The sequence below is a fragment of the Agrobacterium sp. YIC 4121 genome (assembly GCF_002008205.1).
Taxonomy (GTDB): Bacteria; Pseudomonadota; Alphaproteobacteria; order Rhizobiales; family Rhizobiaceae; genus Agrobacterium; species Agrobacterium leguminum.
Genome location: NZ_MRDI01000017.1, coordinates 91,866 through 110,104, shown reverse-complemented (window position 1 = coordinate 110,104; position 18,239 = coordinate 91,866). Strand labels below are relative to the sequence as shown.

Sequence of the window (18,239 nt, the reverse complement as noted above, 5' to 3'; positions counted from 1 at the left end):
CCATCCCTCAAGCCGAAATGTCGATGATCCCGCAATCCCCGGCTTCGGAGGCGAAGGCAAGCAGCTTGCCCGTGGCGCTCCAGTCCATGCCGGTGATGGCGCCCTTGCCGGGGCGACGCAGCAGGGCTTCTTTGCCATCGGCAAGGCGAACGCCGAGGATCATGCCGTCGATGAAGCCGATGGCGAGCACATCTTCCACGGGGTGGAAGGCGACATTGGTGACCATGATGTTGGCGCGGCTGCCGAGTTCTTCCGGGGCCTTGCCCATCGGGCCGTCCTTGCCGGCAAACGGCCAGACGATGGCGGCCGGCGCACCGGAAGAGGCGAGCCATTTGCCCTTTGCCGACCAGGAGACGGATTTGACCTTGGCGGGATAACCCGTCATGCGCATATGGCGGGCTTCCATGCCGCCCTTGGTGGCTTCCATCTTCCAGCCGTGCAGGGCATTTTCCTGCATGGTAGTGACGAGGAACTTGCCATCGGGCGAAAAGGTGACGCCCGTATGGGCGCCCTTCCATTCCAGATCGACGGGATCGCCGGCGGTCGCCACCCAGTGCAATGTCACACCGTTATAACGGGCAACGGCAATGCGCAGGCCCTTGGGCGCAAACGCGATGGCCTCCACCGTGCGCTCTTCCTTGAATTCCTTGACCGTGCCGTCCGACAGCCGGACGAAACTGGATTTGCCGACGCCATAAGCGACCGCCTTCTGCGGCCCGCCGGCAACGACGCCCACCCATTTGCGCGGCACATTGGCGATTTCGCCGATGCTGCCGTCATGGCCGATGCGCAGCACGCGGCCGTCCTCACCGCCGGAAAGCAGGGTGGCGCTATAGGGATCGCGCACGCAGGTCAGAAGCCCGTCATGTGCCTCAGTCACCTTCTCGCCGCCATCCAGCCGATGAATGGTGCCGGCGGCGGTGGCAAACAGGGGAATGTCGCCGAGAAAATGGGTCGAGACCACGTGGCCTTCGATATCAAGCGGGGCAACAGTCGGCATGGGGCATCGGTCTTTCGTATCTGTGTCGGATGGGCGGGGGCGTTGCTCCCGCTCGCTGGCATGGTTCTAGAGCATTTCCGGCAAAAGCGGAACCGCTTTACATCACTTCAACCTCATTCCTGTGCTTGTCACAGGAATCTAGCCGACGCGCGTCTGCGCGGCGGGGAGAGTCCTTTCAGCCCAAAGACTTGGGCTGGCTGGATCTCTGTGACAAGCACAGAGATGAGGGAAGATAACGGTCATACCCCGGCGTAAGGCCGGGGTGCCGGAGGGATGAGGATCAGGCCGTCGCGAGGCAGGCGTTGAAGCTCTTTTCCAGCTTCTCGCGGTCCAGTTCGCGGCCGATGAAGACGAGGCGGCTTTCGCGTTTTTCGTCTTCCTTCCACGGGCGCTGGTGGTCGCCCTCGATGATCATGTGCACGCCCTGCACCACGTAACGTTCCGCATCGCCCTTGAAGGCGATGATGCCCTTGAGGCGCAGAATGTTCGGGCCATCGGTCTGGGTGACCTTCTGGATCCACGGGAAGAACCGCTCGGGGTTCATCTCGCCGCCGCGCAGCGAGACCGACTGCACCGTCACATCATGGATCGGCGAAACCGCGCCATGGTGGTGATGATCGTGCCCATGATCATGATCGTGGTGATGATGCCCATGATCGTGGTCATGGTCATGGTCATGATGATGGTGGTCATGATCGTGGTGGTGATGATCGCAATCAGGGCCGCAAACATGGTCGTCATGGCCATGCTCGAGGAAATGCGGATCGTTTTCCAGCGCGCGTTCCAGGTTGAAGGCGCCCTGATCGAGAACCCGGGCGAGATCGACACCGGACCGGGTGGTCTTGTAGATGCGGGCGGAAGGATTGATGGCGCGCACGATATCCTCGATGCGGGCGACTTCCTCCGGCGAAACGAGATCGGTCTTGTTGACGACGACGACATCGGCAAAGGCGATCTGGTCTTCGGCCTCGCGGCTGTCCTTCAGGCGCAGCGGCAGGTGCTTGGCGTCAACGAGGGCAACGACGGCGTCAAGCTCGGTCTTGGCGCGCACGTCGTCATCCATGAAGAAGGTCTGGGCGACGGGAACCGGATCGGCGAGACCTGTCGTTTCGACGATGATGCCATCGAAACGGCCGGGGCGGCGCATCAGGCCTTCCACGACGCGGATGAGGTCGCCGCGCACCGTGCAGCACACGCAGCCATTGTTCATCTCATAGATTTCTTCATCGGACTCGACGATCAGATCGTTATCGATGCCGATCTCGCCGAATTCATTGACGATGACAGCGTATTTCTTGCCGTGGTTCTCGGAGAGAATGCGGTTGAGAAGCGTCGTTTTGCCGGCGCCGAGATATCCCGTCAGGACGGTGACTGGAATGGGCTTGGCTATAGCTGTTTCGGTCATGGAAAACCCCGCGTGGAGAGAGGCCGTCAGGCCTCAGGAAGATGTGTCGTCGTCCATATAGGCGCGACGTCCGGGCAGTTCAAAGAGATTTTGACCGAATTCGGCCATGGCACTCAAATTTTGTTATGAAATAACGTTATGTCAAAAGCGTGGATATCTTCAAGCAGTTCGACAAGGCCTTTTACGGCATGGGAAATCAGCCTTTCGCCCTTTTCCGCAGTGGCGGCGGCGGCGTTTCCGGCAACGCCGTCGGGGTTCAGATCGCTCATCAGCCAGCCGAATGCATGCGGGCCATAGGCGCGCAGGTGTTTGAAGCGGCTGGCGAAATCGCTCTGGCGGGAGGGAAAGTCTTCGGCCTTCTGCATCGCCACGCGTTCGGGATGAAGCGCCAGCATGACCGATGTTTCGATATCGCCGCCATGGATGTCGACCGCCTTGTCCTCCGGCTTCACGATATCGGCCGGTACGCCGAAACGGGTCCAGCTTGTGGCGACCGCCAGCATGCCGAAACGGGCGCGGGCCTCGGTTGCGACGATGGTCATCAGCGGTGAGTTGCCGCCATGGGCGTTCAGCATCACGAATTTGCGCACGCCCTTTTTATATTCCGCTTCGGCGATGCCGAGCCAGCGCTCGATGGCCTCATCGTAACGCAGGGTTTTCGTGCCCGGCACATTCATGTGTTCGATGGAATAGCCGACCGGTTCCGCCGGCAGGAAAGAGACGGGCAGGTGGGCGGGCAGGGTGGCGGCGAGACGGGCGGCGATGCCTTCGGCAATCAGCGTATCGGTCTCGAAGGGCAGGTGCGGCCCATGCTGTTCATGCGCGCCGAGCGGTAGCACGGAAATTGCAGCTGTTGCGCGAAGATGCGGGTCTGTTACGTTTTCGTCGTGATAATGCGTGTATGAGTTTGGCATATGGCAGTCCGCGCGTGCATTCGTTAAGGATTTCCAGCAACATATATCGGTTCCGCCACAGGGTAAAAGGCACTCGCATATGAGCAAGGACAAAACCGGGCATAAGGACAAAAGCGCCAAGAAGGAAAAGGGCGGCAAGAAAGTAAAGGACGCCAAAAAGAGGGATGAGAATTTCAACCCCGAGGAACTGGCGCAATCCATCACCCAAGCGGCCCGCTCCATGCGCACGGCGCTCAGCCACAGCCTTGCCGAAAGCGGGCTTTATGCGGGCCAGGACGGCGTTATCCTGGCGCTGGCGCAGGAAGGCAGCCTCACGCCGGGGCAGATCGCCCAGAAACTCGGCGTCAAGGCGCCGACCATGACACGCACCATCGGCCGCATGGAAGCCCAGGGCTTCGTGGAACGCAGCGGCGACGACGAGGATGGCCGCGTGACGCTGGTGAGGCTGACGGAAGCGGGTTTGAAAAGCGTCGAACACATCAATGTTTCCATCGCCAATTGCGGCGCAAGAGCCGTCGAGGGGCTTTCGGCCAAGGATGTGCGCAACATCGTTAAACTCTTGAAGGCGATAGACGCCAATCTTCAATAAGTTTTGCTGAAATTTTTAAAAGAACCATCTGTTTTGTGGGTATTCCTTAAACGGGTTGCGGATTTTGTTTAAATTGTTTAATTGCAATTTAAACGGAGCCATCCGTCACTGACACGCGTTTGGGGAGGAATGCCGTGGCCCAAAAGGTCAAACTGTCCACGATTGCCGAAAGCCTCGGTCTTTCGACCGCCACCATTTCTCTTGCATTGCGCGACAGCCCGCTGGTCGCTGCCGATACGCGGGACAAGATCAAGGAACAGGCGCGGGCGCTGGGATACATCTACAACCGCCGCGCCGCCAGCCTGCGCACCTCGCGTTCCGGCATCGTCGGTGTGGTATTCCACGATGTGATGAACCCGTTTTACGGGGAAATTCTGAAAGCCATCGAAAGCGAGCTGGACCGCAGCCGCCAGACCTTCATTCTTTCCAACCACTACGATTCGGTGGAAAAACAGCGCACCTTCATCGAAACGCTGCTGCAGCTGGGTTCCGACGGCATCATCATGTCGCCGGCCATCGGCACGCCGATCGAGGATATGACGTTGGCTGAAGAAAACGGCATGCCCGCCATTCTGGTGGCCCGTTCGATGGATGGCGTCGACATGCCGACCTATCGCGGCGACGACAGCTATGGCATTTCACTTGCCACCAACCACCTGATCAGCCTCGGCCACCGCACCATCGCCATGGTTGGCGGCACCGACCAGACCTCGACGGGGCGTGACCGTTACCAGGGTTACGTCAATGCGCTGCGCAAGGCGGGCATCGAGGTTGATCCGAACTTGCGCATTCCCGGCCCACGTTCCAAGCAGGGCGGTTTCGAGGCTGCCGTGCATTTCCTCTCCCTGCCGCAGAAGCCCACTGCGGCCGTCTGCTGGAACGATCTCGTTGCCATCGGTCTCATGAACGGTATTTCCCGCGCCGGTCTGGTGCCGGGTGTCGATATCTCGGTAACGGGCTACGACGATCTGGAGGAAGCTGCCATCGCCACCCCGGCGCTGACCACGGTTTCTAACGGCCAGGCCGAGGTCGGCCGCCTGGCGGCCCGCGCGCTGCTGGACAGGCTGGCGGGCAGCCATGAACCTGACGGTATTCACCTCATCAAGCCGGAAATGCGCATCCGGCAATCGACCGGGCCGGTGCGGCCGCGGGTGTGAGGCTTCAGACGATGGGAAATGGTGCGCGTTCTGTGCATTGCACCTTTCCGTCATTCCGGCCTTGAGCCGAAATCCAGTCACCGCGTGTCTACGCGGTGAAAAAGACTCTCTCAGCCCAAGGACTTGGGCTGGCTGGATGCCGGATCCAGTCCGGCATGACGGTGAGGGCGCTTAAAAAAATCGGCATGAAACTTCCGTCTGCCCCCATAGCATCCCCTTATTGCCCTTTTCACGGCCGTGTTTGTTTGAAAGGATCGCCGCCCAGAGGAGTGGGATGGCGAAAGGTTCGCCTGAAACCCGCTCCGGCTATCGGAATGTTATCAGGAGGAATATCCGCTCATGTCTGACAAAAAGGCCGTCGTTCTCGTTCCCGGCAAGATAAACCCGCGCGTTCTCGAACGCCTCGAAGGCAAGGTCGAGATCGTGACTGTGCCTGCCGGCGCCGAGCCGGTTCTGCCTGATGGTGCGGCCGAGCGTGTTAACGCCATTGCCGTTTCCGGCGTCGTCAACGCCAAATGGATCGATGCGCTGCCGAAGCTCGAGATCATCGCCAATTTCGGCGTGGGTTATGATGGCGTCGACGCCAAACATGCCGCCACACGCGGCATCGTGGTGACCAATACGCCTGATGTGCTGAACGACGAGGTGGCCGATACGACGATTGCGCTTTTGATCAACACCGTGCGCCGTCTCTATCAGGCCGAGACCTGGTTGCGCGATGGCAAATGGGTTGGTGAAGGTCCGTTCGCGCTGTCGCCGTTTTCGCTGCGCGGCCGCAAGGTGGGTCTCTTTGGCATGGGTCGCATCGGGCAGGAAATCGCCAAGCGGCTGGAGCCTTTCAAGGTGGAGATCGGTTACCACACCCGCAGCAAACGGGATGGCCTCCCTTACACCTATTACGGCTCGCTGAAGGAGATGGCGGAAGCCGTCGATATCCTCATCTGCATCGTGCCGGGCACGCCGGAAACGCATAAGGCGATCAACGCCGAAATCCTGACGACGCTGGGGCCTGAGGGCGTGTTCATCAATGTCGGGCGCGGTTCCAGCGTCGATGAGGATGCGCTTCTGCAGGCGCTTAAGAGCGGTGCTGTGGGCGCTGCCGGTCTCGATGTGTTCTATGCCGAGCCGAAGGTGCCGGAAGCCTTCCTGTCGCTGCCGAACGTCTCCCTGCTGCCGCATGTCGCCTCCGCCTCGGTTCCGACGCGCAACGCCATGGCCGATCTCGTGGCTGACAATATTCTCGGCTGGTTCAGGGATGGCGAGGTGCTGACGCCGGTGCCGGAAACGCCGGTCAAGGGGTGAGGCTTTACCGCCACACGCCCGTCACCCCGGACTAGATCCGGGGTCCAGCGCGATCAAGTCCTTGATCGCGAAATACTCCTCTCACGGCGCAGACGCGCCGTGGCTGGATACCGGCTCAAGGCCGGTATGACGGAGGAGACGTTTTCGCCCTTTGTGGGCGTTCTATTCCGCAATCTCCGCGCTTCCCACCCATCGCCCTTCGGCAAATGATCGCGCCATGGCATGAATGCTGCGCTCGATCTTCAGCCCTTCCTCGAAATCGATGATATGGGCCTTTTTCCCCTCGATTGCCGCGATCAGTTCCCGGCATTCGATCACCTTCAGATCGTTGAAGCCGAGGCCGTGGCCGGGGGCGGGGATGAAGCGGTCGTAGGGCTTGTGGTGCGGTGCGGTGAGAATTGTTCTGAAACCCTGCTCTTCCGGGCGTCCATCCGTGGTGTAGAGCTGGAACTCGTTCATCCGCTCCTGATCGAACAGGATCGAGCCGGTGGAACCATAAATCTGGATGGCGATGCGGCCCTTGCGGCCCCAGGCGGAGCGGTTGGCGATGAGCACGGCGGAAATGCCGCCTTCGAGCTTCAGCAGCACGCTGGCGAGGTCATGTGTTTCGACGGCGCGTTCGCCACCGCCGGCAAGCGGCCGGGTTTCATAAGGCTTCACCATGTCGGTGATGGCGCTTTCGGCATGGCCGAAGAGAGCGAAGAGCAGTGACAGCGGGTGCACGGTAAAATCGTCCAGCGCGCCATAACCGGAGGAAGCTTCGCTCTTCCAGTAGAAGGGCTGGGTGGCGTCGGCCATGAAGTCCTCGTCCATTTCGGCGCGGACGTGATAGACCCTGCCGATGGCGCCTTCGTCGATCAGGCGGCGGATATGGCGGATGACGGGGTTCTGGATGTAATTGTAACCCATCGCTGCCGCCTTACCGGACCGGCGGGCCGCATCGCGCATCTTCACCGCGTCAGCAAAAGCGGGCGCCATCGGCTTTTCACACCAGACATGTTTGCCGGCCTCAAGGGCGGCAATGGCCATTTCCGGGTGGAAGGCGTTGGGCGTGGTGACCGAGATCACGTCGATCTCGGGATCGGAAAGCAGGTCGCGCCAGTTGCCCGTCGAGCGGGCAAAGCCGAACTCGGCGGCTTTCTTCGCGGCAAGCTCGGGATTGACTTCCGCGAGCGTCACGAGGCGGGGGCGTTCCACATCACCGAAGACGCTGGTGACATTATTCCACGCCAGCGCGTGGCATTTGCCCATGTAACCGGTGCCGATAAGGCCCACGCCAAGAGCGGCCATGGTATTCTCCTCCCGAAATTATTTGAATTAATTCAATTGTTTGGATGCGTTGGTTCAGCTTCAAAGCAGAGTCGAGACGTACCTCCGCAGACCCCTCATTCCTGTGCTTGTCACAGGAATCCAGCCGACGCGCGTCGCGCGACGGAAAGACTCTTTTCAGCCCAAGGACTTGGGCTGGCTGGATCCCTGTGACAAGCACAGGGATGAGGAGGCGGCGGTGTTTGCCTGAAATGCCTTACGGATTATCCCGCTTGAAAATCCAGTCGTGATCCGGGTGGTTCTTGAACCGCCATTTGCGCATCGGCCCGGCCATCACGTTCAGATAATACATCTCGTAACCATAGGGCGCGCCGCAGGGGTGGTGGCCTTTGGGCACCAGCACGACATCGCCGTCCGACACCGCCATGGTCTCATCCAGCGAACCGTCTTCGGTGAAGACGCGCTGGAAGCCGAAACCCTGCGCCGGGTTGAGGCGATGATAATAGGTCTCCTCCAGATAGGTCATATCGGGATAGTTATCCTCATCATGCCGGTGCGGCGGATAGGAGGACCAGTTGCCCGACGGCGTGAAGACTTCCGTTACCAGCAGGCTGTCGGCCACATCGCGCTCTTCCATGGCGATGGGGAAAATGTAACGCGTATTGGCACCCTTGCCACGCTCGGTGAGCTGCACGCCATTGGGGCCGATCTGCTGCGCCTCGCGGCTGCCTTTTTCGCCGGGCGCGGTGCAGACGCCGATGGTGCAATCGGTCGTGGCGGTCAGCGACCATTCGGAACCTGCGGGAACATAAACGCAATGCGGCGGCTTGCGCTCGAACACATTCATGCGGTCGCCGAGTTCACCGAAGTCCTTACCGCCTGCGGAAATCGTCGCCTTGCCTTCGACCAGCACGAGAATGACTTCCGTGTCGCCGGTGCTTTCCGCTGCCGTCTCGCCCGGCTTCAGGCGGTAAAGGCCGAAACCGACATAACCCCAATCCGCGCTTTGGGGCGTGATGTCGTGCACCTTGCCGCTTGTCGCGACCGGCTTGCGCAGAAGTGAGGTCATGGTGGTGTTCCTTTTTGGTCAGTCGTTCGTCGGTTCTTGCCATCTCGTCACCCCGGCCTTGAGCCGGGGTCCAGCCGACGCGCGTCTGCGCGGCGGGGACAACTCTTTTCAGCCCAAGGACTTGGGCTGGCTGGATACCGGCTCAAGGCCGGTATGACGGGTGGGGTGTGCCGCCCGTTATCGGTTCAGCTCAAGCAGCCTGAGCCTTGTCCAGCCCTGCTTCGCGCGCAAAAGCCTTCAGCGATTTCAGCCCGAGGCTCTGATATTCGAACGGGTTGCGCACGTCAGGGTCCTGTTCCGCCTCGATCACCAGCCAGCCGCTGTAACCATGCTCCGCCGCCACTTTCAGAACCGGTGGGAAATTCACGCCGCCTTCGCTGTCGCCCGGCACGGTGAATACGCCACGGCGAACACCTTCGAGGAAGGAGAGCCGCTCATTGCGCACCTGATCGGCAATGACGGGGCGCACGTTCTTGGCATGGATATGGCCGACGCGGCCCATATATTTCTGCGCGACGCGCACCGGATCGCCGCCGCCGAACAGGCAATGGCCGGTATCGAGCAGCAGATGCGTCTTGGGGCCGGTATGCTTCATCAGGAGATCGATTTCCTCTTCGCTCTCGACCACCGTTCCCATGTGATGGTGATAAACGAGGGTGATACCCTGTTCTGCGGCAAAGGCGGCCAGCGCCTCGACGCCCGCGCCGAATTTCGCCCAGTCCTCGGCCGCAAGGCGCGGACGGTCGACCAGCGCCTTGTTGTCATCGCCATGGATGGCGTTGGAGGTCTCGCAGACGATGATGACCTTCGAGCCCATGGCTTTCAGCAGGTCAAGCGCCGGCTGCATCGCCTTCTTTTCGGATTCGATGTCGTCGGTCAGAAGGTTCAGCGAATGCCAGCCGGAGACGAAGGAGAGGCCGCGCGGCGAAAGCACGCCCTTCAGGCCTTCCGGCTCGGTCGGGAACTTGTGACCCTTCTCGATGCCGTCGAAACCGATCTTGGCGGTTTCATCGAGGCATTGTTCGAGGCTGATATGCGCGCCAAGCGTGCGGTCGTCGTCGTTGGACCAGGCAATCGGGTTGGTTCCGTAACGGATCATCTTACTGTCTTTCCTTGACATGGTTTTCATAACGGACGCGGGCCGGGCCGATTTCGGCGCGGTCGGAAACTTCAGGCACCGCGACATCCCACCAGTGACCGCCGGCCTGCGGCGTCGGGTAAGGGTCGGTATCGATAACGATGACGGTGGTGCGGCTGGAGGCACGGGCTGCCGCAAGCGCCTCTTCCAGCTCGGTAATGGTGGAAACCTTGCGCGCATCCGCCCCCATCGAGCCTGCATGGGCCACGAAATCGATGGCGATCGGGTTGACGTTGGTGTGGGCGTAGAGATTGTTGAACTCCGCGCCGCCGGTTTCCATCTGCAGCCGGTTGATGCAGCCGTAACCGCGATTATCAGTGATGACGAGCGTGATCTTGACGCCCATGGCAACCGATGTCGCAAGCTCGGAATTCATCATCATGTAGGAGCCGTCGCCGACCATGACGATCACGTCGCGGTCCGGTTCCGCCATCTTGATGCCGAGGCCGCCGGCCACTTCATAACCCATGCAGGAGAAGCCGTATTCCATGTGATAAGAGAGCGGCAGCTTGGATTTCCACAGCTGGTGAAGCTCGCCCGGCATGGTGCCTGCGGCGCACATGACGACGGTATTGTCACGCGACTGGCGCTGCACCGCGCCGATGACCTGCATGTCGGTGGGCAGGCTGTTGGCATTTTCTTCGCCCGGCGCTGCCGTATCGGCATCGGCCTTTTTAAACCATGCAGCCTTGAGACCGGCATCCGGCGTGGCAAAACGGTGGCTGCCGAGTGCTGCGGAGAGTTTCTCAAGCCCGATCTTCGCATCCGCCGTCAGGCTGATCGCATCGTGCTTGGCGCTGTCATAGGGCTGAACGTTAAGCGCCAGGATTTTGCGGTTCGGGTTCTTGAACAGCGCCCAGGAGCCGGTGGTGAAATCCTGGAAACGCGTTCCGACGCCGAAAACCAGATCGGCCTTTTCGCTGATGATATTGGCGCTTTCCGCACCGGTAACGCCGACAGGACCGAAATTCAGATCGTGATCCCACGCCAATGCCGATTTACCGGCCTGCGTTTCGACGACTGGAATGGAGTGGGTTTCGGCAAAGCGCTTCAGGGTTTCGGTTGCGCCGGCAAAATGCACGCCGCCACCGGCAACGATGATCGGGTTCTTCGCCGCCTTGAGCGCAGCGACGGCTTCTTCGAATTCCACGACATCCGGCTCGGGGCGGCGCTGGCGCCAGACTCGCTTTTCGAAGAAGCTGACAGGGTAATCATAGGCCTCCGCCTGCACATCCTGGCAGAAGGCGAGCGTGACGGGGCCGCAATCGGCAGGGTCCGTCATGGTGCGCATCGCGCGGGGAAGGGCTGTCAGCAATTGTTCCGGCCGCATGATGCGGTCGAAATAACGGCTGACGGGGCGGAAGCAGTCATTCACCGTCATCGTGCCATCGCCGAAATCTTCGAGCTGCTGCAAGACCGGATCGGGGCCGCGATTGGCGAAGACGTCGCCGGGGATCAACAGCACGGGAAGGCGGTTGACATGGGCAAGGGCTGCCGCCGTCACCATGTTGGCAGCACCTGGGCCGATGGAGGAGGTGACCGCCATGGCGCGGCGGCGACGCAGCTGCTTCGAATAGGCGATGGCCGCATGGGCCATGGACTGCTCGTTCTGGCCGCGATAGGTCGGCAGTTCGTCGCGGATACCATAAAGCGCCTCGCCGATGCCGGCGACATTGCCATGGCCGAAAATGGCCCACATGCCGGCGATGTAGGTTTCGCCATGTTCATTCATCTGCGCTGCCAGGTAACGAACCATGGCCTGCGCAGCCGTCAATCTGATTGTCTTCACGCTGCCTCTCCCTTTTTGGCGCGCGCCTCATCCCAAATGCGGCACAGGCTGGTATAGCGCTGCGCCATATCCCTGACCGCTTCCTCATCGGTCATCTTGCCGCCGAGCCAGCTGCGGGCGGCATCCGCGAAAATCGTGCGGCCAACGGCGAAACCTTTGACCAGATCGAAACCGGCGGCAAGGCGGAAGCTCTCTTCCAGTTCGCTTTGCGGCGCGTCGAGACCGAGAACGACGATGCCCCGCACGTAAGGATCGTTGCGATGCACGGCGTCGCAGGCGTTTTTCCACGCGGCGCGGGTCTTCATCGGCTCCAGCTTCCACCAGTCGGGATAGACCCCGATCTCGTAAAAGCGCTCGATGATGCGGGCGGCGGTCAAATCGTCGGTCGGGCCGACCTTGGAGGGAATAACCTCCAGCAGCATTTCCAGCCGGTTGCGGCGTGTCGCCTGGAACAGACGCATGACCGTCTCTTCCTGCGCGGCGCGCATCTCATCCGTATCGTCGGGATGATAGAAACACAGAACCTTGACGACATTTTCAAGCGGCCATTCAGAAAGACCGCCGAAATCCTTGCCGAGATCGGGTTCCAGCGTCAGTGGGCGCGAACCCGGCCATTCCACCGGGCGACCGATCCAGAGGCCCGAGCCGCTGGCGGCAAACAGGGCGTCACGTCCGAGACGGCCATCGCAGAGAATGCCGTAACCCGGCCTGTCGCCTGCAACATGCTGTGCGGCCTGAAGGCAGAGTTTCTTGAAAGCGCCGATCTGCTCGTGCTTCACGCCAAGCTCGTCGGCGATGGCTTCCAGCTGCATGCGATGATCGAAGGCGAAGACGCGCATCGTGTCCCAGTCGCCCTTGCGGTTGGTTGACCAATGCACCTGCTCCAGCGCCTCGTCCTTGCGCAGTGCCTTATTGCGAATGCCCGCCTTGAAGAAATATTGCAGCTCTTCCCAGCTTGGATAGGCGGGCGTGCAGCCATGGCGGGAGACGGCGAAGGCGCCGCAGGCATTGGCGTATTTCAGCGTTGTCGGCCAGTCCTCGCCGCGCAGCCAGCCGCGGAACAGCCCGGCCATGAAGCCATCGCCCGCACCCAGAACGTTGAAGACCTCGATCGGGAAACCTTCGCCCGTCTCGCCATCGTCGAGGCTGGAAGGAATGTCGCCGGCGAAAACCGAAGCGCCCATCGGCCCGCGCTTGCACACCAGCGTCGCGTTCGAAACCTTGCGCACGGCGTTCAGCGCGGTCAGCGTATCGGTGGAGCCGCCGGCGATGTGGAACTCCTCCTCCGTGCCGACGATCAGATCGAAGAGATGCAGGGTGGATTGCAGCTTGGCGGTCACCTTCTGCGATTCGACGAAACGGCTCTCGCCATCGCCGTGACCGGCCACACCCCAGAGATTGGGGCGGTAATCGATATCGAGCGCGGTCTTCGCGCCATTTTCGCGGGCGAGTTTCAGCGCCTTCAGCACGGCCGCTTCCGTCTTCGGATGTGACAGATGCGTGCCGGTGGCGCAGATGCAGCCGGCCTCGGCAATGAAGGCTGGATCGATGTCGTCTTCGCTGAGCGCCATGTCGGCGCAGTTTTCGCGATAGAAGATCAGCGGGAACTGGTTCTGGTCACGAATGCCGAGCAGCACCAGCGCGGTCAGCCGCGCCGGATCGGTCTTCACACCGCGCACATCGACGCCTTCGCGCACCAGCTGTTCACGGATGAAGCGGCCCATATGCTCATCGCCGACACGGGTGATGACGGCGCTGTTGAGCCCGAGGCGCGCAGCGCCGGCTGCGATATTGGTGGGAGAGCCGCCGATATATTTGGCAAAGGAGGCCATGTCCTCCAGACGGCCGCCGACCTGCGAACCGTACAGATCGACAGACGAGCGCCCGATCGTGATGAGATCAAGTTTTTTCAAAAGGTTCCTCCTTAGCACCGCACCTCGGTACGGTCTGCCTCACATGTCTGGAGCGGCATTCAGGCGACGATCGCCCGCATCTTTCGCCATCCCGCTCCGATGAGCCTCCTCCGCTCATTTTCGTTCGTCACGAGACGGACGATTATGGAATGCCCGTTTCATGGATTTGGATCATAAATTCTATTTTTTCCGTTTTCAATAAAAATATTCAGGCCGTTTTGCGAGTTCCCACAGCCACGGCCAGCGTAATGGCCAGACAGAGCGTGGCGGAAAGCGAGCGGAATGCGCCGAAATCGATCTCGGTGACGGTCAGCAGCGTCGCGCCGGATTTCCGCAGCGGATTGACGGCGGAATCGGAAAGCGCCACGACCGGAATACCGTTGGCGCGGGCGTTTTCCGCCAGCTCCAGCGTTTCTGCGGAATAGGGAGAAAAGGTGATCGCGATCAGCGCGTCGTCGCGGGAAATGGCGCTGATATTGCCGAGCCCGCCGACCGCACTGTGCAGAACCGCCGGCACCTTCATCTTCTCGAAGGCGTAAGCGAGATAGCTGGCAATGGGGAAGGAGCGCCGCAAACCGATGATATGCACGGTGCGCGCCTTCGCCAGCGCCGAAACCGCCTCGTCAAGCTGCCGGGTATCGACCGATTTCAGCAGCATTTCCAGCGAGGAACGGCCGGCCTCCACGAATTCGGCAAGCAGGCCGGATGCGCTTTCATCGCCCTTTTCCCGCAGATGGTCGAGTCGCGTGGCATAATCCGGCCATCCGCCGACATAGGAATCACGGAACAGCCGCTGCATTTCCGAAAAGCCGGAAAAGCCCATGATCTGGCAAAAACGCATGAAGGCCGAGGGCTGCACGCCGGCCCCTTCCGCCATTTCAGCGACGGTGGAAACGGCGATGCGATCCTGATTGGAAGCGACATAATCGGCGCATTGCCGCAATCGTTTCGGCAAACCCTCCGCGACCTGGAGCAGCCGCTCCTCAAAAGCCTTTACGGATTCTGGCGCCTCGATTGCCGTCATTGTCGTTCCTTTGTGCAGACTGAAATCGTGTGCACTTTAACTGCAGTGGAATTTTTATTCCATTGGGTTTTTTGAGGAAGAGCAAATGAGACGGCGGGCGCTTTGTGTGATCGGTCACCCTCCGTCATTTCGGCCTTGAGCCGGAATCCGGCCGGCGCGCGTCTGCGCGGCGCAAAGAGTCTTTTCACCCCAAGGACTTGGGGTGGCTGGCTACCGGCTCAAGGCCGGTATGACGAGATTATATATGTGAACGCGCAACGGCGATGCGTGGGCTCAATGCAGCCCGCCAACCCCAAGATGCGTATCGATAATATCCGGGTTCTCCGCAAGATCGCTCGACGGTCCTTCCCAGACGATGCGGCCGCGTTCCATGATGATGGCGTGGTCGGCGAAGTCGATGGCCATCTGGATGCGCTGTTCGACGAGGAGAATGGTCATTTCACCCGATTGCGCCAGTTTGGAGAAGGCGGCCATCAGCTCCTCGCAGATGACGGGGGCGAGGCCTTCGAGCGGCTCGTCGAGAAGCAGCACGCGCGGTTGGCCGAGAATCGTGCGGGCGGTGGAGAGCATCTGCTGTTCGCCGCCCGAAAGTTGCGAGCCGAGATTGCGGCGGCGCTCTTTGAGGCGCGGAAACAGCGTGTAGGCTTCCTCGATGGCCGATTTCGGCCGGGTCTTGAGACCGACGAAGAGATTTTCCTCGACGGTGAGGGTGGGAAACACATCCCGCGTCTGCGGCACGTAGCCGAGGCCGGCTTTGGCGCGGGCGGCGCTCGGAAGGGCGGCGATGTCCTGCCCGCCGATGCGGATATCGCCGGCGAAGCGTTTCGTCTGGCCGGCCAGCGTGGCGAAGAGGCTGGTCTTGCCGACGCCGTTGCGGCCGAGAACCGCGAAACGCGAGCCCGACGGCACGGAAAGCGACAGGCCCTCGATGACGCGGGTAGGGCCATAACCGGCGGTGAGGTTGACGATTTCAAGCGGCGCTGCGGGCATCGGCGTAACTTCCCAGATAGGCTTGGCGGACTTCCGCATTGCTGGTGACGTCTTCAGGTGAACCGTCGAAGATGACGGCGCCGGCTGCCAGAACGACGACGCGTTTGGCGAAACGGAAGACCAGATCCATGTCGTGCTCGATCATCAATATCGCGAGATCGGCCGGCAGCCGGTCTAGCGCCTGTTCGATGCGCGCGGTTTCCGTGGAAGGCACGCCGGCGGCCGGTTCGTCCAGCAGCAGGATTTTAGGGCGAAGCGCCATGGCAAGCGCGATCTCGATCAGCCGCTGCTGGCCATAGGCGATTTCGCGCACCTTTGTTTCGGCCAGGGCCGTGAGGCCAAGCGTGCCGAGAATATCGCGGGCTTCGCTCATCACCGCAGGCATGGCGCGGTAACGGCCGAAAATCCGGCCCGTCTTGCCTTCGCGCTGGAGAATGGCAAGCGCCACATGTTCCTCGGGCGTCATGTCCTGAAACAGCCGCGTGACCTGGAAGGAGCGGACGAGGCCGCGCTTTACCCGCTGGCTGGCGCTGAGGCCGGTCACGTCTTCGCCGGCGATGCGCACCGTGCCGGCCGAGGGCTTGATATTGCCGGTGACGAGATTGACGAAGGTGGTCTTGCCGGCGCCATTGGGGCCGATTAGCACCGTGCGGTCTCCCGGCGACAGCGACAGCGAGACATTATTGGTGACGACGAGGCCGCCGAAATTTTTCTTGAGGCCGGAGACTTCGAAAATGGCGCTCATTTGCGACCTCCACGGATGCGCGCAATGATCTGCTCACCCGCGCCATAAAGTCCACGCGGCGCAAAAAGCACGACGGCAATCAGCAGCAGGCCGACAATGGTGAGCCAGTGGAACGGATTGGCGGCGGAAACGACATCCTCGAACCACATGAAGGTGACGGCGCCGATCAGCGCGCCGTAAAGCGAACCCGCGCCGCCGAGCACCAGCATGACCAGCGCTTCGGCCGAAAGCGTGAAGCTGAGGCTATCGAGACCGACGACCTGGGTGGAGATGGCGTTGAGCGCACCGCCAATGCCGGCGACGACGCCCGATATGACGAACATCTTCAAAATCGTGCCGTTGACGGCGCCGCCCATGGCCTGAATGCGGATGCTGTCCTGCTTGACGCCGCGGCACAACATGCCGAAGGGCGAATTGACCACGACCCTGAGGGCGAGGAAGACGACGAGCAGCAGACAGACGCCGTAAATATAGGCGGTGCGGCCGAAAAGGTCGAATTCGAAGGTGCCGAACAGCGCGTCCGGGGAAACGCCGGCAAGACCGTCGCTGCCGCCCGTCCAGCCCGATGCCTTGTTGGCAGCCTCATGGAACAGGTGGATGACGGCGATGGAAAGAACGAGCTGCGGCAGGCCGTGGGCGCGCAAGAGAACCGTGCCGGAGACCAGCCCGGCAACGCCGCCCGCGCCTGCGCCGATCACGGTCATCAGCAGCGGATCGGTAATCTCGAAATGGGCGGCGGCGATGCCGGCGGCATAGGCGCCTGCGCCGAACAGCGCGGCGTGGCCGAGCGTGGCGACGCCGCAATAGCCGGTAACGAGATCGATCGACAGCACGAGAAGCGCGATGGCGATGATACGGGTCAGAAGCGCCAGATTATCCGGAAACAGGTAATAACCGGCAATGGCGGCGATAATGATGAGGAGCGGCCCCGCAAGCGCGCGCAGCGGCGAGCGCGCCTTCGGGATCTCTGCCGTTTCAGTCACGTCGTTCATGAGCACCGCCATCTCATTTCGCCCTTCCGAGAAGGCCGCGCGGGAACAGCGTGATGATCACGATGACCGCCAGGTAAAAGAAGAATTCGCCATATTCGGGCGCGAGATACCGCCCGGTCGTATCGATGGCGCCGAGCAGCAGGCAGGCGATCAGCGCGCCGGGAATGGAGCCCGCGCCACCGACCGAGACCACCACGAGGAAGGTCACCATATAACGCAGCGCATAATAGGGTTCGACCGGCAGCAATTCCGCGCCGATGACGCCGCCCATGGCGGCAAGGCCGACGGCGATGGCGAAGCTGACGGCATAGATGACCTCGGTGCGAACGCCGAGTGCGGCCGCCATGGCGGCGTTATCGACAGCAGCGCGCAGCTTGATGCCGAAAGCGGTCTTTTCGAAGGTGAACCACAATGCGCCGGCAACAGCCAGACCGCAGGCAATGGCGAAGATGCGGTGGGTGGCGATGGTGCGGAAGCCGAGATCGGTGGGGCCGGCCAGCTGCTGCGGCAGCGGAATGGTCTTCAGCGTCGGGCCGAAGACGAAATTGGCGATGCCGATGATGCAAAACGTGATGCCGATGGTCATCAGCACCTGTGTCAGCTCCGGCGCGCCATAGATGCGGCGATAGAGAAAACGCTCAAGCGGTATGGCGATGACGATGGTGCCGACGATGGCGACGAGGATCGCCACGGCATAACCGAGGCCGAGGCCATGGGCGGCATAGGAGGCGAGATAACCGCCGATCATGGCGAAGGCGCCATGCGCCAGATTGACCACCCGCATCAGCCCCATCGTCACCGAAAGGCCGATGGAGATGATGAACAGGACCATGCCATAGGCAAGCGCATCGACAAGGATGCTGAAGACCGTCTGCATGCTGAAAAATTCCTCCCGGTGCTGCAATGCCCATCCGGGCCGGAGACGGGCCGCTATTGGCGGCCC

16 protein-coding genes are annotated in these 18,239 nt (G+C 61.3%); 3 read left to right on the top strand and 13 right to left on the bottom strand.

Annotated elements, in window-relative coordinates; genetic code table 11:
- Positions 1-7 precede the first annotated feature (7 nt).
- From BTE54_RS16565 to BTE54_RS16550, 3 genes are all read right to left on the bottom strand, one after another.
- A complete protein-coding gene (locus tag BTE54_RS16565) occupies positions 8-1,000 on the bottom strand; it encodes a WD40 repeat domain-containing protein (RefSeq protein WP_004433450.1) in 993 nt (330 codons plus the stop codon).
- A 280-nt stretch (positions 1,001-1,280) separates the two neighbouring features.
- Positions 1,281-2,405, bottom strand: a complete 1,125-nt coding sequence (locus tag BTE54_RS16555; protein WP_078053193.1) for a GTP-binding protein — start codon at positions 2,403-2,405, stop codon at positions 1,281-1,283.
- 113 nt (positions 2,406-2,518) lie between these two features.
- On the bottom strand, positions 2,519-3,319 hold the full coding sequence (locus BTE54_RS16550) for a creatininase family protein (RefSeq protein WP_078053192.1): 801 nt from the start codon (positions 3,317-3,319) through the stop codon (positions 2,519-2,521).
- A 79-nt stretch (positions 3,320-3,398) separates the two neighbouring features.
- On the opposite strand from BTE54_RS16550, the gene BTE54_RS16545 reads away from it, so the two are divergent.
- From BTE54_RS16545 to BTE54_RS16535, 3 genes are all read left to right on the top strand, one after another.
- Complete coding sequence (locus BTE54_RS16545) at positions 3,399-3,908, top strand: MarR family transcriptional regulator (RefSeq protein ID WP_078053191.1); 510 nt, start codon at positions 3,399-3,401, stop codon at positions 3,906-3,908.
- A 134-nt stretch (positions 3,909-4,042) separates the two neighbouring features.
- Positions 4,043-5,065 carry a LacI family DNA-binding transcriptional regulator gene (locus BTE54_RS16540; RefSeq protein WP_003505469.1) on the top strand — a complete coding sequence of 341 codons (1,023 nt, stop codon included), beginning with the start codon at positions 4,043-4,045 and terminating at the stop codon, positions 5,063-5,065.
- A 339-nt stretch (positions 5,066-5,404) separates the two neighbouring features.
- Entirely contained in the window at positions 5,405-6,367 is a 963-nt protein-coding gene (locus BTE54_RS16535) for a 2-hydroxyacid dehydrogenase (RefSeq protein WP_078053190.1), read from the top strand.
- Positions 6,368-6,529: 162 nt separating this feature from the next.
- On the opposite strand, the gene BTE54_RS16530 is transcribed toward BTE54_RS16535, so the two are convergent.
- The 10 genes from BTE54_RS16530 to BTE54_RS16480 form a co-directional block, all read right to left on the bottom strand.
- Positions 6,530-7,657, bottom strand: coding sequence for a Gfo/Idh/MocA family oxidoreductase (locus tag BTE54_RS16530; RefSeq protein ID WP_078053189.1), 1,128 nt, complete (start codon positions 7,655-7,657; stop codon positions 6,530-6,532).
- A gap of 235 nt (positions 7,658-7,892) precedes the next feature.
- On the bottom strand, positions 7,893-8,705 hold the full coding sequence (gene iolB, locus BTE54_RS16520; protein ID WP_078053188.1) for a 5-deoxy-glucuronate isomerase: 813 nt from the start codon (positions 8,703-8,705) through the stop codon (positions 7,893-7,895).
- Positions 8,706-8,895: 190 nt separating this feature from the next.
- A complete protein-coding gene (iolE, locus tag BTE54_RS16515; RefSeq protein WP_078053187.1) occupies positions 8,896-9,804 on the bottom strand; it encodes a myo-inosose-2 dehydratase in 909 nt (302 codons plus the stop codon).
- Between the two features lies 1 nt (position 9,805).
- On the bottom strand, positions 9,806-11,632 hold the full coding sequence (iolD, locus tag BTE54_RS16510) for a 3D-(3,5/4)-trihydroxycyclohexane-1,2-dione acylhydrolase (decyclizing) (RefSeq protein WP_078053186.1): 1,827 nt from the start codon (positions 11,630-11,632) through the stop codon (positions 9,806-9,808).
- A complete protein-coding gene (gene iolC, locus BTE54_RS16505) occupies positions 11,629-13,545 on the bottom strand; it encodes a 5-dehydro-2-deoxygluconokinase (RefSeq protein ID WP_078053185.1) in 1,917 nt (638 codons plus the stop codon). The genes iolD and iolC overlap by 4 nt, the downstream gene beginning before the upstream one ends.
- Positions 13,546-13,753: 208 nt before the next feature.
- Positions 13,754-14,569: a MurR/RpiR family transcriptional regulator gene (locus tag BTE54_RS16500; RefSeq protein ID WP_003519830.1), complete on the bottom strand. Its 816-nt coding sequence runs from the start codon at positions 14,567-14,569 to the stop codon at positions 13,754-13,756.
- A 273-nt stretch (positions 14,570-14,842) separates the two neighbouring features.
- Positions 14,843-15,559, bottom strand: a complete 717-nt coding sequence (locus BTE54_RS16495; RefSeq protein WP_020809642.1) for an ABC transporter ATP-binding protein — start codon at positions 15,557-15,559, stop codon at positions 14,843-14,845.
- The gene (locus BTE54_RS16490; RefSeq protein ID WP_078053184.1) at positions 15,540-16,304 is read right to left on the bottom strand and encodes an ABC transporter ATP-binding protein; all 765 of its coding nucleotides are present in this window, start codon (positions 16,302-16,304) and stop codon (positions 15,540-15,542) included. Before BTE54_RS16490 ends, BTE54_RS16495 begins: the two co-directional genes overlap by 20 nt.
- Positions 16,301-17,308: a branched-chain amino acid ABC transporter permease gene (locus tag BTE54_RS16485; protein ID WP_078053183.1), complete on the bottom strand. Its 1,008-nt coding sequence runs from the start codon at positions 17,306-17,308 to the stop codon at positions 16,301-16,303. The genes BTE54_RS16490 and BTE54_RS16485 overlap by 4 nt, the downstream gene beginning before the upstream one ends.
- Before the next feature lies 1 nt (position 17,309).
- Positions 17,310-18,173, bottom strand: coding sequence for a branched-chain amino acid ABC transporter permease (locus tag BTE54_RS16480; RefSeq protein ID WP_003519826.1), 864 nt, complete (start codon positions 18,171-18,173; stop codon positions 17,310-17,312).
- Positions 18,174-18,239: the final 66 nt, after the last annotated feature.